The sequence below is a fragment of the Streptomyces sp. NPDC090077 genome (genome assembly GCF_044747545.1).
Taxonomy (GTDB): domain Bacteria; phylum Actinomycetota; class Actinomycetes; order Streptomycetales; family Streptomycetaceae; genus Streptomyces.
On the sequence record NZ_JBIVEG010000008.1, the window covers coordinates 154,869 to 167,846 of the forward strand.

At 78.2% G+C, this 12,978-nt stretch carries 9 protein-coding genes; 2 read left to right on the forward strand and 7 right to left on the reverse strand.

From position 1 onward, the window contains the following. Positions 1 to 86 precede the first annotated feature (86 nt). Genes ACIPW5_RS16320 through ACIPW5_RS16330 form a run of 3 tightly spaced genes read right to left on the reverse strand, consistent with a single transcriptional unit; the run spans position 87 to position 7,068 of the window. Positions 87 to 1,073, reverse strand: a complete 987-nt coding sequence (locus ACIPW5_RS16320) for an ABC transporter ATP-binding protein (RefSeq protein WP_401245135.1) — start codon at positions 1,071 to 1,073, stop codon at positions 87 to 89. Further along, entirely contained in the window at positions 1,070 to 3,829 is a 2,760-nt protein-coding gene (locus ACIPW5_RS16325; RefSeq protein ID WP_401245137.1) for a hypothetical protein, read from the reverse strand. The genes ACIPW5_RS16320 and ACIPW5_RS16325 overlap by 4 nt, the downstream gene beginning before the upstream one ends. Beyond that, entirely contained in the window at positions 3,826 to 7,068 is a 3,243-nt protein-coding gene (locus tag ACIPW5_RS16330) for an FtsX-like permease family protein (RefSeq protein ID WP_401245139.1), read from the reverse strand. The genes ACIPW5_RS16325 and ACIPW5_RS16330 overlap by 4 nt, the downstream gene beginning before the upstream one ends. A gap of 231 nt (positions 7,069 to 7,299) precedes the next feature. Between ACIPW5_RS16330 and ACIPW5_RS16335 the strand changes: the two genes are divergently transcribed. Further along, entirely contained in the window at positions 7,300 to 7,983 is a 684-nt protein-coding gene (locus ACIPW5_RS16335) for an ABC transporter ATP-binding protein (protein ID WP_401245361.1), read from the forward strand. Here the strand turns inward: ACIPW5_RS16335 and ACIPW5_RS16340 are convergent. Continuing rightward, entirely contained in the window at positions 7,877 to 8,389 is a 513-nt protein-coding gene (locus ACIPW5_RS16340; RefSeq protein WP_401245140.1) for an STAS domain-containing protein, read from the reverse strand. The genes ACIPW5_RS16335 and ACIPW5_RS16340 overlap by 107 nt on opposite strands. A 17-nt stretch (positions 8,390 to 8,406) precedes the next feature. Here ACIPW5_RS16340 and ACIPW5_RS16345 point away from each other — a divergent pair, with 17 nt between their 5' ends. Then, complete coding sequence (locus tag ACIPW5_RS16345) at positions 8,407 to 9,351, forward strand: hypothetical protein (protein ID WP_401245142.1); 945 nt, start codon at positions 8,407 to 8,409, stop codon at positions 9,349 to 9,351. A gap of 66 nt (positions 9,352 to 9,417) precedes the next feature. On the opposite strand, the gene ACIPW5_RS16350 is transcribed toward ACIPW5_RS16345, so the two are convergent. Genes ACIPW5_RS16350 through ACIPW5_RS16360 form a run of 3 tightly spaced genes read right to left on the reverse strand, consistent with a single transcriptional unit; the run spans position 9,418 to position 12,843 of the window. Then, positions 9,418 to 10,440, reverse strand: coding sequence for a hypothetical protein (locus ACIPW5_RS16350; RefSeq protein WP_401245144.1), 1,023 nt, complete (start codon positions 10,438 to 10,440; stop codon positions 9,418 to 9,420). A gap of 58 nt (positions 10,441 to 10,498) precedes the next feature. Continuing rightward, positions 10,499 to 12,079 carry a hypothetical protein gene (locus ACIPW5_RS16355; RefSeq protein ID WP_401245363.1) on the reverse strand — a complete coding sequence of 527 codons (1,581 nt, stop codon included), beginning with the start codon at positions 12,077 to 12,079 and terminating at the stop codon, positions 10,499 to 10,501. Positions 12,080 to 12,093: 14 nt separating this feature from the next. Continuing rightward, positions 12,094 to 12,843, reverse strand: a complete 750-nt coding sequence (locus tag ACIPW5_RS16360) for a GntR family transcriptional regulator (protein WP_401245145.1) — start codon at positions 12,841 to 12,843, stop codon at positions 12,094 to 12,096. Between the last annotated feature and the right edge of the window lie 135 nt (positions 12,844 to 12,978).

Below are 12,978 nucleotides of genomic sequence, written 5' to 3' on the forward strand. Positions count from 1 at the left end.
TCAGCCCCGAGCCCCTAACGACACCCGGGCCGCGGAAGTGACGCCCGAACCCCCGGCGCCGGTCGGGACGGTGAACGGGGCCGGGGCTAGGGGGTGTCCTGCGCCGCGCCGCCGGCGGGGTCGTCGGCGTCGTCGCGCCGGACCTCGATGCGGTCGGCGGCCAGGTCGACCGCGACACGGTGCTCCATGCCCAGGGCCTCCAGGAACTTGTGCGGCAGCTGCACCCGGCCGGTGCGGTCCAGCATCACGTACTCGCGTTCGCTGACCGACTCGGTGCCGTGCTCGTCGGTCACCGTACGGCGCAGCACCTCGCTGCTGGTGCGGCCGTCGCGGATCGCCACGGTGCGGCGGACCTCGCCCGCCACCATCGGGTCGTGGGTCACGATGACCACGGTGGCGCCCAGCTCCCGGTTCACCGTCCGGAAGGCCTCGAAGACGGCCCCGCCGGTCTCCGAGTCCAGTTCGCCGGTCGGCTCGTCGGCGAGCAGCACCGCCGGGTCGTTGGCCATGGCCACGGCGATGGCCACCCGCTGCTGCTGGCCGCCGGACAGCTCGGCCGGGCGGCGGCCGCCGAGGCCGCCGATCTCCAGGGCCTCCAGCAGTTCCTCGACCCGGGCCGCCCGGCGGGCCCGGGCGCCGCGCCCGCCGCCCTTCAACTGCATCGGCAGCGCTATGTTCTGAGCTGCTGTCAGAAAGGGGAGCAGGTTGCGCGCGGTCTGCTGCCAGACGAACCCCACCGTCTCGCGCCGGTACCGCAGCCGGTCCCGCGCGGACATCTCCAGCAGGTCGTAGCCGCCGACGGTGGCGGTCCCGGCCGTGGGCACGTCCAGCCCCGCGAGGATGTTCAGAAGGGTGGACTTGCCGCTGCCGGAGGCCCCGACCAGTGCCACCAGGTCGCCCTGGGCCACCGTCAGCTCCAGCCCCTGCAGGGCCTGCACCTCGACGCCGTCGCTGGTGAAGATGCGGACCAGGCGGTCGCAGGCGATGGCCGTGCCGGCCGCGTGCCTGCGCGGTGCGGCGGCCGCCAGGGCCTCGCGCCGCAGTTCCTCGTACGTGGGCGCATCGGTGTTCAACGTCGGTCTCCCGCTCTCAACTCGGTGGTGATCTGACGCCGGCCGTTCACCGCCGCCTCCGCGAGCACGGCCGCGGCCACCAGCCCCGCCAGGCCCAGCGCCTGGACGAGCACCGGCCGCAGGCCCAGCCCCAGCCCGGCCGGCACGCTGGCGCCGACCAGCGTCGACAGGTCCACCGACGGGCCCAGCAGGGCGATCGCGGCGACCGCCGTCAGGGCGCCGCCCAGCGGAGCCGCCAGCACCTGCGGCAGCGACTCCGTCAGCACGAGCACCACGCCCTGCCGGGGCCGCAGGCCCATGGTCCGCAGCCGGGCCAGCAGCGCGGCCCGCTCCGGGGCGGCCCGCACCAGGGTCAGCAGCACGGACAGCACCGCGAAGCCGGCCGCCGCGGCCAGGGAGGTCCAGAACAGCCGCCCGGCCGCGTGCTGGAGGGGGTCCCCGGCGAGCTTCGCGGAGACCGCCGCACTGGTGCGCACGAAGGTCCGCTCGGCGACGGAGGCCGGTGCGTGGGCGCGGACCACCTCGCGCAGCCGCTCCTCGTCGACCGCGCCCAGGGCGAACCAGTGGTTCGGCCGCGCCGCTTCGGGCAGCCGCGCGGTGACCGGCCCGGCCGGCATCACCACCACGGCCGCCTCCGAGGCGGGCTCGGCCGGGGTCCCCTCGACCAGGCCGACCGGCCGCGCCCGCAGCTCCACGCCGCCCGCGAAACGGATCCGGAACTCGCCCCCCGCGTCCTTCCCGGTGAGGTTCCTGCTGATCAGGACCGGCAGGGGGGAGGAGGCACCGCCGTCGCCCCCGGCGAGCGCCGCGGGGTCGAAGCGGCCCCGGCCGGCGGCATCGGACAACGCGGCGTAGGCCGCAGGGTCGGCGACCACCGCCCTGACCCGGGTGCCGGTCAGGCCGTCCGCCGTCAGGGAGGCGTCCCGGTTGGTCCACACCCCGAGGGAGCTCCGTACGCCGGGCAGCGCGCCCGCCTCCCGCAGGAACTCAGGGGTCAGCTCGTCCCCGGGCGGGGCCGACACGTGGGCATCGCCCCCGACGTCGCCTCGCGCGGCCTGGAGCCGCGCCCCGTCCACGGAGGCGAGTACGGCCGACCCGAACCCGCCCGTCGTCACCGCCAGCAGCAGGGCGACCAGGGGCAGTACGGAGGGACGCGCGCCCCCCGCGTTCCCCCGGGAGGCGCGGGCCAGCCCGAGGAAGCCCGTCAGACCGCGCCCGCGCCCCGCCGCCCGGGCCGCCAGCCGCGCCAGCGGGGGCTGGACCCGGGCCAGCAGCAGCCCCCCGCACAGGGCGAGCAGCAGCGGGGCGGCGACGAGCAGCGGGTCCAGCCCCGCCCCGGCCGGGGCGACCCCGCGCCGGCGGACCTCGGCCACGGCGGCCGCGGTGGCGCCGAGCACCAGTAGCTCCGCCACCAGCCGCCGCCGGGGCGCGGCCGCCCGCCGGGCCGACAGCAGCACGAAGGCCCGTACGGGGAAGGCCAGCAGGGCCGCGAGCGTGACGGCCCCGGCCGCGAGCAGACCGGGCGCCAGCCGGGGCGTCGGCAGCAGCAGGACCCCGAGGGCCGCGCCGAGCACGGCGGCGGGCAGCACCGTCACCGCCCCCTCGCCCAGCAGCCGCCGCAGGATCCCGGCGCGGGAGCCGCCCCGGGCCAGCAGCAGGGCCAGTTCGGCCTCCCGCCGGTCACCGGTGAGCCCGGCGGCCAGGAAGAACACCACGAGGGCGACGCCCGCCACCCCGGCCGGCCCGATCGCGGCCAGCGGAGCGGCAGCTTGCCTGCGGGCCTCGGCGGCGGCGAACAGCTTCGGCAGCTCCGAGGAGACCAGCAGGTCGGCGTGACGGGTCGCGAGGGGCAGCCCGGCGGCCGTGGGACCGGCCACGTACGAGGCGATCTGTTCGCCGGCCTCCGCCAGCCGGTCGGTGCGCAGGGCGCCGATGTCCACCGGCAGCCGCCAGAAGTCGGTGGCGCGGGTGCCCCAGCCCGCCAGCCGGCCGATCGCCTCGGGGCCGGCCAGGGCGGACGTGTCCCACCAGGACTTCTCCTGCTTCGAGTCCCATTTGAGGCAGGCCTGCAGGAGGCAGGCGGTGCTCGTGTCGCTCCAGTAGTCGTCGGCGGCGTCGGCCGGGGCGAACAGGCCGACGACCTCGACGGCCATCGGCGCGGCGATGGCGGAGGAGCCCTCCAGGACCGCGCCCACCTTGGCGCCGATGCTGTCGGCGGCACCCTTGGCCAGGACGACCTGGACGGTGCCCTCGGCGCCGCCGGACGGCCAGCGCCCCTCGACCAGCCGGGCGTGCGAGGCGACCTGGGGCAGGTGCAGCAGGCCCAGGTTGGGCGCGATGTCCGACGGCCGCACCAGCCCGGGGCCCGTGATCGCGCGCGCGTCCTTCGCGCGCACCCCGTACACGGGGCCGGAGTCCGCCAGGCGGAAGCCGGGTCCGACGGCGTCGCGCAGGGCGGCCAGCGAGGAGTCCAGGAGGGCCGGGAGCTCCCCGGGCTCCCGGCTCTCCCCGGTCCGGGCGGTGGCGACCAGACTGGTCGCGGCCGGGCCCTGATCGGCCAGGTAGGCGTGCAGGGCCCGGTCGGCGCCCCGGTCGAGGGCCCGCGGCAGCGCCGTGGCCAGCAGTACGGTGACGAGGACCAGGACGGCCGACAGCAGCGTGGCTAGTGGAGCGGCGCGCAGCCGGATCCGCACCCAGCCGGCCCCGCCGCCGCCCCGGGGCGCGGTGGTGCGGGGGGCGGTGGTCGGGCCGGTCATATCTCCTCCACGTGGCGCAGACGGGCGGCGGCGCCCCGGGACGTGCGTTCGCCGCGGCCGCCGAGCACCGCCGACAGCAGCGGCAGCGCGGCGATGGCGGCGGCCAGCAGCAGGGTCCACGCGCCGGGCAGGTCCACCAGGACCTCCGGCACCGGGCGCCGGGCGGCCGGGGTGAGCACCATCAGCGGCACCGTCAGGTGGACGATGGCCACGCCCACCGCCAGGCCGACGGTGGTCCCCAGCGCGACCAGGACCAGGCCCTCCGCGGCGGCTGCCCGGGCCAGGCCCCGCCGGGGCGCCCCGAGGGCCAGCAGGACCGCGGACTCCCGGGCCCGCTGGCGGGCCGCCGCCGCCGCGGAGGCGGCGAAGCCGATCGCGGCCAGGACGGCGCTGGACAGGGCGAGGGCGGCCAGCGCGGTGCGGGGGCCGGCGCTCAGCGGGTCGTCGAGCAGTCCCGCGGCCACCTCCTCGCGCAGCAGCAGCCGGTGGGACCCGGCGCCCGCCCGCAGTTCGGCGGCGGCCCGCGCGGGCGCGGGGTCCGTCGCGGAGGCCGCGGGCAGCCACCACTCGTCGGCGGGGGGCAGGGCCCGCCCATCGGTGGCCGCCAGCAGGTGCCCGGCGGTGGCGAGGTCGACGGCCACCGCCCGCTCGCCGGACGCGGGCAGCGCCGCGACGGCGGCGGTGATCCGCACCGGGAGGGTGGCGGAGCCGAGCAGCACGGGGATCCGGTCCCCGACCCGGGCGCCGACGGCGGTCAGGTACGCCCGGGTGGCGATGCCCGGCAGCTCGGCGGCGGCGCGCCCGCCCGGGGTGAGGGTCAGCTCGTAACTCCCCACCGGGGCGCCCGTGTACCGCACCCGCAGCAGCGACCCGTCGGCCGGCAGCAGCCGGGCGGCCGGGGTGTCCGCGATGACCGGGGAGACCAGGTTCCATTCGGGCACGGCCGTCTGGACCGGGGTGGCGGGGCCGCCGGCCGCCGCGGTGACGGAGACCCGGCGCACCGTCAGCTCCGCGTCAAGGCCGGGCTTGTTCCCGGACGGGCCGAACCAGCCGGTGTCGGACCCGTACGCCAGGGAGAGGCCCGCCACGGAGAGGGGTTCGGCGGCCGCTCCGAGCGGGGCGCCGGTCAGCGCCGCGACGTCCACGGAGAGGGTGTGCTCGCCGTTCTCCGGCAGGGTCTCGACCGGGGTCCGGTAGGTCAGCCCGAACCGGTCGCGCAGCAGGACGCCCAGCCGGGCGCCGCCGTTCGCGCCGGAGGACCGCACCGACACGTCGACGTCGATCCGCTGCGGCCGGCCCGGCAGCGCGAGCCCGGAGCCGACGCCGGGGGCGCCGGCGGCGAGCGGGGTGAACAGCTCCGTCATGGGCCGCCCGTCCCGCAGGTCGGCCCGCAGCGGCACCCGCTGCGCGACGGCGGCGGCGTCCAGCGCGAGCAGCTCCCCTTCGGCCCCGCCCGGCAGCCCGTGCACCGAGCGGACCACCGGGACCGCCCGGTCGCCGCCGGGCAGGGCCGCGTACCGTCCGCCGCGGCCGGCCGGGGCGACCTGGCTGCCGGTGACGCGCAGGCCCCCGGCGGTGGCGAACTCGGCCTGGTCGCGCTGCGAGGCGGACCAGGCGGTGTGGTGGCCGAGGGCGAGCACCCCGCTGGCCACCGACAGCACGAGCAGCAGCACCGGGCCGGTGGCCCGCCCCGGGCGCCGGGCGAGCTGCCAGCCCACGAGCGCCGGGCCGAGCCCGCGGCTCCGGGCGGCGATCCGGCCCCCGAGCCGGGCCGCGAACGGCAGCAGCCGCAGCACGAGGAGGGTGCCCGCGCACAGCGCCAGGGTGGGCGCGGCCACGAGCACCGGGTCCACGCCGAGTGCGCCGCCCTGGCCGGTGCCGGCGCCGCTGTAGCGGTCGAGCTGGCGGTAGGCGAGGACGGCCAGCGCCACCACCGCGAGGTCCAGTCCGGAACGCGCCGCCCCCGAGACCACGGCCGCCCGGCGGCCCGCCCGCCGCAGCACGGCCGCCCCGGCCCCGCGCAGCACCGAGGGCAGGGCGGTCAGCAGGACGCACGCGAGCGCGCAGCCGGCCGCGGCCGCCCACGGCAGCCACGCGCCGCCGGTCCCGGCCGGGGCCTCGGCCGACGGCCCGTAACGGCCCGCCAGGCGCAGCAGCGGCGGGGTGAGCAGCGGGGCCAGCACCGCCGAGGGCACCGCCAGCAGCAGCGCCTCGGCCGCCGACAGCGCCCCGAGCCGGCGGCGGGAGGCGCCGCGCGAGGCGAGCAGGAGCCGTTCGGATTCCTGGCGCTCCGTCAGCAGGTGGGAGACCAGCAGCAGGGCGGCGCCGGCCAGGACGGCCGTCTGGAGGGCGCCGACCAGCAGGGTGGAGCGGGCCACGCGCCGGCCCGTCTCCAGTGCCGCGGTGTAGTCCCTGAGCTCGGTGGTGACCGTGAGCCCGGCGGGGCCCTTGGTGTCGTTCTCCGGTGCCAGCGGGCGCAGCCGGTCGAGGTCGGCGGCGCGGGCGGCGCGGAAGTCGGGGGTCAGCAGCGTGGCGCGGCTGTTCTGGACCAGGGCCCCGCCGGTGAAGGCGGAGTCGTGGACGAGCAGCGGCCCGTAGCTGGTGAAGGAGCCGACCTGGACCTCGCGCCCGCCGAGCGGGTCGAGCCGCCAGTACGGCGAGTCCGGCTCGGCCGCCCGGTAGACGCCGGTGACCAGCACGCTCAGCGGAGCCCCGCCGTAGCGGTCGTCCAGCCGCACCTCGGCCGGCAGCGCCTGCGGGCTCAGCCCGAGCCGGTTCAGCGCCGCCTCGGGCGCGGCCACCGGGACCCGCCCGGGGCGCTCCCCGACGGCTTCGGGCCACTGGCCCGCGAGGAGCCGCACGCGGGCGGGGTCCAGGGAGGCGAGCAGGGTGAGGTCCTGTTCCCGGCCGGGGGTGCGGGGGCCCGGCAGCCCGTACGAGCGGCTGCGCGCCAGGTTCTCGACGCCGACGGGCACGCTCCCGAACAGGCCCTCTACGAAGCCGCGTACGGCGGTGTCGTCGCCGGCCCGGGCGGACAGCGCGTGCTCGCCGGACAGGACCACGGCGCTGCTCGCCCGCCCGGCGGGGCCGGTCAGCGCCTGGCGCAGGCCGGCGTCCCCGACGTTCCGGGTGAAGGCCAGCAGGGCGGTCAGCGTGGTCGTGGTGATGAGCGCGGTCAGCAACACGGCCGCGGCGAGCGGCAGTCGCCCGCGCAGCCGGCGCACGACGAAGCCGATCATGTGCCTGTTCCTTCCCCCGAACCGGACCCAAGGCACCGGATAGCGGACGATGCTGTCAGATTCGGTCCATCAGAGGAAGGGACTTGCGTGATTGATGTGACAGATGAGCAAATTCGGACGCGAAGGTAGCGGACGGCACCGGCCGAGGGGGAGCCCACCATGACGCAGCAACCGGACCGACAGCCCGCGGCGGACGGCGGGCCGGCACGGGGCACGGACACCGCCCCGCCCATGATGGCGGTGCGCGACCTGCGCAGGAGCTTCGGCACCGGCGCGAACGCCGTGCACGCCCTGCGCGGGGTCTCGTTCGAGGCGCGGCGCGGCGAACTCACCGCGCTCAAGGGCCGGTCGGGCTCCGGAAAGACCACCCTGCTCAACCTGGTCGGCGGCCTCGACACCCCGAGCGGCGGCACCGTCGAACTCGACGGCACCGACCTGTCCACCCTCGACGAGAACGGCCGGCTCGCACTGCGCCGCGACCGGATCGGCTTCGTGTTCCAGTCGTTCGGGCTGATCCCGGTGCTCACCGCCGCCGAGAACGTCGGCGTGCCGATGCGCATGCGCAAGGTCCCCGCCCGGCAGCGCGAGGAACGCGTCCGCATCCTGCTGGCCCTCGTCGGCCTGGCCGAGCACGCTGAACAGCGCCCGGGGGAGCTCTCCGGCGGTCAGCAGCAGCGCGTCGCCCTGGCCCGCGCGCTCGCGAACGAACCGGCCCTGATCATCGCCGACGAGCCCACCGGCCAGCTGGACTCCGAGACGGGCCGCTCCATCATGCGGCTGCTGCGCGCGGTGGTCCGCAGCGAGGGCGTCACGGCCCTGGTCGCCACCCACGATCCGCAGCTGATGGAACTCGCCGACCGGGTGGTCGAGTTGCGCGACGGCCGGGTCGTCGAGCCGGCCGGGGCGGACCGCTGACCGCGGGCGGCAGCGGGGCCCGGACCCGGGCCCAGAGGCCGAGCAGCAGGCGCACCGACCGCGAGGCGGCGGCCAGCTCCCAGTGGCGGCCGCTCCGGGACCACCGTTCCAGGACGTCGAGCAGGGCCGAGTCACAGAAGTCGACCTCGGCCGCGTCCAGGACGAGGAGGCGGGCGCCGAGGGCGGCGGCCCCGTCGAGGAGGACGTGCAGCGGGGCGCAGCTGTAGTGGTCGAACTCCCCGGCCAGGCTGACGGAGAGGACGCCGTCGCGGACCGTGGAGCGGATGCGGGGGAGCGGCGGGCCGTTCACGCCCCTCCAACGGGACGCGCCGGGGCCGGGAACCGGCGGCCGGGCGCCATTCACCCGCGTGGCCGTGGGGCGCGGGTCCCCCGGGCGGGCGGCCATGACGGAGAGTGGGGCGGGTGGATGCCGATGCGGAACCGGATCTGGACGAGATCGTCGACGCCCTGTACGTGGCCCACCCGGCCGGGTTCACCGCCGCGCGGGACGAGGCCGCCGCGCGGCTGAGGCGGGCCGGGGACCCGGCGGCGGCCAAGCGGATCGCGGGGCTGCGGCGGCCGACGCTCGCGGCCTGGGCGTCGAACGCGCTGGTCCGGGCGAAGCCGGCCGAGGCCGAGCAGTTCCTCCAGCTCGGGCAGACCCTCCGGGCGGCGCACCGCTCCCTGGACGGGGAGCGGCTGCGGGACCTTTCGCACCAGCAGCACGTGGTGATCGGGGCCCTCGCCCGGGAGGCCGCCCGGCTGGCGGAGGAGGCGGGGACCCCGGTCTCGGAGACGGTGGTGCGGGAGCTGGAGCAGATCCTGCACGCGGTCCTCGCCGATCCTGACGCGGCCCGGGACTGGGCCTCGGGCCGGCTGGTACGGGCCCCCGCGCCGGTGTCGGAGTTCCCGCCGGCCGGCCCGGACGCGGCGCTGCCGCCCTCCGGACGCCGGCCCCGGCCGGAATCCGGACCAGAGCCGGAACCGGAATTGGAACCGGAACCAGAACCGGAAGCCGGACCGGTGCAGGGACCGCGCCCGGCCGCGCCCGAGTCCGTCGACCCCGCCCGCGCGGCCCGGCTCGCCGCGGCCCGGGCCGCGGCCGAGGACGCGGCCTGGGCGGTCTCCGCCCGCGAGGAGGAGCTGCGCCTGGCGGAGGAGGCCCGGCAGCACGCCGTGGCCCGCGCGGCCGAAGCCGACGCCGCCGTCGAGCGCCTGCTGGGCGAGGCCGAACGGGCGCGGGGCGAGCGGGACGCGGCGTACGCGGCGGTGTCCGAGGCGGAGGCCCGCCACCGGGAGGCGGACCGGGCAGCCCGCGCGGCCCGCCTCGCGGCAGCGTCCGCCGAGCGCCGCCTGCACCGGCTGTAGGCCCGCCACCCCGGACGGCCGGCCGGGCCGCCCCGGCAACGGTGTCCCGGCCCCGGTGCCCCCGGTCTACGCGACCGGCTGCCCCCCGGGTCCGGGTGGGGCCGGGGCCTGGGCCTGGGACGGGATGCCGGTGCGCGGGGCGGCGCGGCCCGCCACCGGCATCAGCTGGCCGGTCGCCGCGAGGGCGAGGCGGGAGAACAGGGTGCCCGAGAAGCCGAACAGGAGGGCGATGGCGAGGGAGATCGGCCGGGCGGGCGCACCCCAGGAGTTGTCCAGGAACACCTGCCCCAGCAGGTTCAGTTCGGGGTCGGCGAGCATCCGCACCAGCAGCAGTCCGCCCGGCGCGGCCAGCGCACCGCCGACCGGGGCCAGCACCAGGACGCCCCAGGAGGCGGGCCGCTGCGCGCGCATCACGCCGATCAGCGGCGAGAGGAACCCGCCCAGCCCCCCGAGGAGCAGCGACAGGCGGTGGTCGAGCACCAGGCCGATCAGCAGGACCGCGCCGAGGCCGGTCAGGGCCAGCCAGAGGGCGATCCGCTGGAGTTCGTACTCCCGCTCGAACGCCTCGTCCTCCTCCCGGGCCAGCTGCTCGCCGACGGCGATGAGCAGGGTCCGCCCGGCGGCCGGATCGCCGGAGTGCGCGGCGAGTTCCGCCGCGAGGGCGCGGTGCGCGGGGTCGTGGTCCGAGGCGAGCCGCAGCCGCAGCGCCCGGACGCGCACGGCGATCTCCTCCGGGCCCTCCAGGCGCAGCAGCTGGCTCTCGGCCTCGTGCAGCACCCGCCAGGCGGGGGCGAGTTTGGACAGCGGGATGGCGACCACCCAGCGCCGGGGGAGCAGCCGCCAGACCACCTGGCCGTTCCGGTCCAGCCGGTCGAGCCGGTCGGTGACCGCCTGGAGCGCGGCCGACCCCTGGGCCGGACCGGCCGCGCACACGGCGGTCCGGGCGCGGCAGTCGTGGATGCGCGCCTGGAGGTGGCGGTATCGGGGAGCCGCGATCAGGCCGCGGCTGGTGATGTACACCACCACGAGGTAGCAGCCGCAGACCAGCCACAGCGCCCAGCGCCCCTCCCGGACGAGGTACTCCGTCATGCCGTCCCCCTCTCGGCGCCCGGCCGCCCACCACGGCCGCCGGCCCGGGGGCATCTTCCTACGGACGTCCCGGCGCTGTCCGGGTTTCCGGCCCGGCGGGCACGCGGAGTGCGAACAGCTCCCGCACCAGCGCCGCCGGCAGCGAGGGGTGGGCGGCGGCGGCCGAGGCCACGCCGTAAGCGGGGTCCTCCAGCAGGGAGCGCAGGTCGGCGGGTGCCAGCGCCGGATGCGCGGCGGCCCGGACGCGGGCCTTCGGGTCGGCCAGGCAGGCGTGCAACGCGGCGGCCGTGGCCCGGGGATGCACCGCGACGGCCCGCAACACCCGCACCGGCGGCGGGTCGTGCCGTACCAGCTCCTCCAACAGGTCCGGCGGCGCACCGGGATTGGCCGCCACCTGCGCGAGGACCCGTACGCCGTGCCGTGCGGCCATCGCGCGCAGCAGGTCCGGGGCCAGGCCGGGGTGGGCGGCGACGGCGCCCGCGACCTTCTGGTCGGGATCGGCGGCGAGGGCGTCGCGCACCCCCGGCGGCAGGTCCCGCCGCTGGGCCACGAGCATCCGTACGCCCGGGTGCGCGGACCCGGCCAGCTCCTCGACCTCGGCGGCCGTGGCGGAGGCGATCCGGGGCAGGGGTTCGGGGCCGGCCCGCAGCCCGCCGGCCAGCGCGGTGAGCAGGTCCAGCGGCAGCCGCGGGTGCCGGGCCAGGCCGCGCAGCACCTCCGGTTCACCGGTGGTGGCGAGCTCCCGGACCAGCGCCTCCCCGAGGGCGGGGTTGGCGGCCGCGTCCCAGCGGACGCCGGGGACCTCGTCGCGGGCCAGCCGGGCGTAGACCGCGGGCGGCAGGCCGGCGCGGCGGGCCACGGCCGCGCGCAGCAGCGGTGAGGGGTCGTCGGCGAAGCGGGCCGCCGCCTCGGCGGGGGTGGCCGGGTTGTCGAGGGCCGCCCAGCGCGTGTCGTGCACGGTGGACTGGTGGGAGCCGTCACAGGCGGCGCCGGCGGGCAGGTCGCAGTCGGTGCGGGGGCAGTGCGGGTCGTGCCCGAACGGGACCGGCTCGCGGTCGCAGACCTCGCAGGCGGCGGCCGGCGGCAGCCCCTTCCCGGTGAGCAGCGCGGCGAGCAGCTCCGGGGGCGTCGCGGGGTTGGCGGCGGCAGCGCGGCGCACCCCGGCGTGCGGATGCGCGGCGAGCGCCGCCGCGGACTCCGGGTCGGGGGAGCCCCACCCGGCCAGCTCCGTCACCACCCCGAGGTCGGGGTCGGCGGCCAGCAGCGCCGTCACCCCGGGCGGCAGGCCGGGGCAGGCGGCGAGCTCCTCCCGCACCGCGGGGTCCGGATGCCGGGCGAGGAGCCGCGGCCATCCGGGCAGGCCCCGGCCCGCGTCGAGCAGGGCGAGGGCGGCCTTCGGCCCGGCCCCGGGGTCGACGTCGGCGGCGTCCAGCAGGCCCCGGCGGGCCAGCGCGGCGGCCGTGGCCCGGTCGCACCCGGCCAGGGCGAGGACCTGCTCGCGGCTCAGGTCCCCGCGGTCCTCCAGGCCGAGGTACGACAGCGTCTCCCCGCCGCTGCGGACGGCGAAGGCGACGAGCCGGTCCAGCAGGTCGGGCGGCAGCGCCGGGTTGGCGGCCAGGCCCTCCAGGACGGGGTCCACCGGGTGGGCCGCGCTCACCGCTCGCCGCCCGGGTGGCGCTCCAGCGGCGTTGCTACTGCCGAGTTGCTCACACTGAACGTGACGCTCCCGGCCCGGTAGCGGTCGTCGGACCACTCGATCGGGCGCCCGGTACGGGTGGCCGAGACGTGTCGTTGCCGCAGCAGCGGGCTGCCGCGCCGGACCTCCAGCAGCCGGGCGTCCTCGCTGCCCGCCGGAAGGGCGTCGATGAGGTGTTCGCCGTAGTGGGCGGTGATGCCGGAGTCCGCGGCCAGGCTGTCCATCACCGAGCGGCAGTCCTCGGGCAGCGCCTCCACGGCCGCCGCGACCCAGTCGGCGTACGCGGTGCGCTCCACCATCGTGGGCTCCCCGTCCAGCAGCCGCAGCCGCAGCACGGCCAGCACCTGCGTCCCGGGTGCGAGGGCGAGCCGTTCGGCCTCCTCCGCCGTGGCCGGGCGCCGGGTCCGGGACAGGAACCGGCTGCGGGCCTCGTGCCCGACCCCCTCGGCCCACTGCGCGAAGCTGTTCAGCTCGCCGAAGCTGTGCCGGCGCTCGTGGCGCAGAACGATCCTCCGCGCGCCCTGGCTGGAGCCGATCAGCCCTTCGGCGGCCAGGGTGGCCACGGCCTGGCGGACCGTGCCCCGCGAGACGGACCAGCGGGCGGCGAGGTCGCTCTCCGAGGGCAGCCGGGCGCCCACCGGGTGCTCCCCGGACAGGATCGCCGCCCGCAGGGCCTCCGCGATCTCCAGATACCGGACCGTTCCCATGCCGTTCGCCCCCTGATCGCCGTGTGCCCCTGATCGACTCATGATCATCCCAGCAGGGTCTGTCACGACTTCTTCCGGCCATTGTCGTGTCTTCGTCGAGCCGTGCTCCGGGGTCCAGCCGCCGTTCACCGCCCG

Coding starts and splice junctions, on each gene's coding strand:
- ACIPW5_RS16325 (WP_401245137.1), bottom strand. CDS start 3,829: ATGACCGGCCCGACCACCGCCCCCCGCACCACCGCGCCCCGGGGCGGC.
- ACIPW5_RS16330 (WP_401245139.1), bottom strand. CDS start 7,068: ATGATCGGCTTCGTCGTGCGCCGGCTGCGCGGGCGACTGCCGCTCGCC.
- ACIPW5_RS16335 (WP_401245361.1), top strand. CDS start 7,300: ATGATGGCGGTGCGCGACCTGCGCAGGAGCTTCGGCACCGGCGCGAAC.
- ACIPW5_RS16340 (WP_401245140.1), bottom strand. CDS start 8,389: ATGGCCGCCCGCCCGGGGGACCCGCGCCCCACGGCCACGCGGGTGAAT.
- ACIPW5_RS16350 (WP_401245144.1), bottom strand. CDS start 10,440: ATGACGGAGTACCTCGTCCGGGAGGGGCGCTGGGCGCTGTGGCTGGTC.
- ACIPW5_RS16360 (WP_401245145.1), bottom strand. CDS start 12,843: ATGGGAACGGTCCGGTATCTGGAGATCGCGGAGGCCCTGCGGGCGGCG.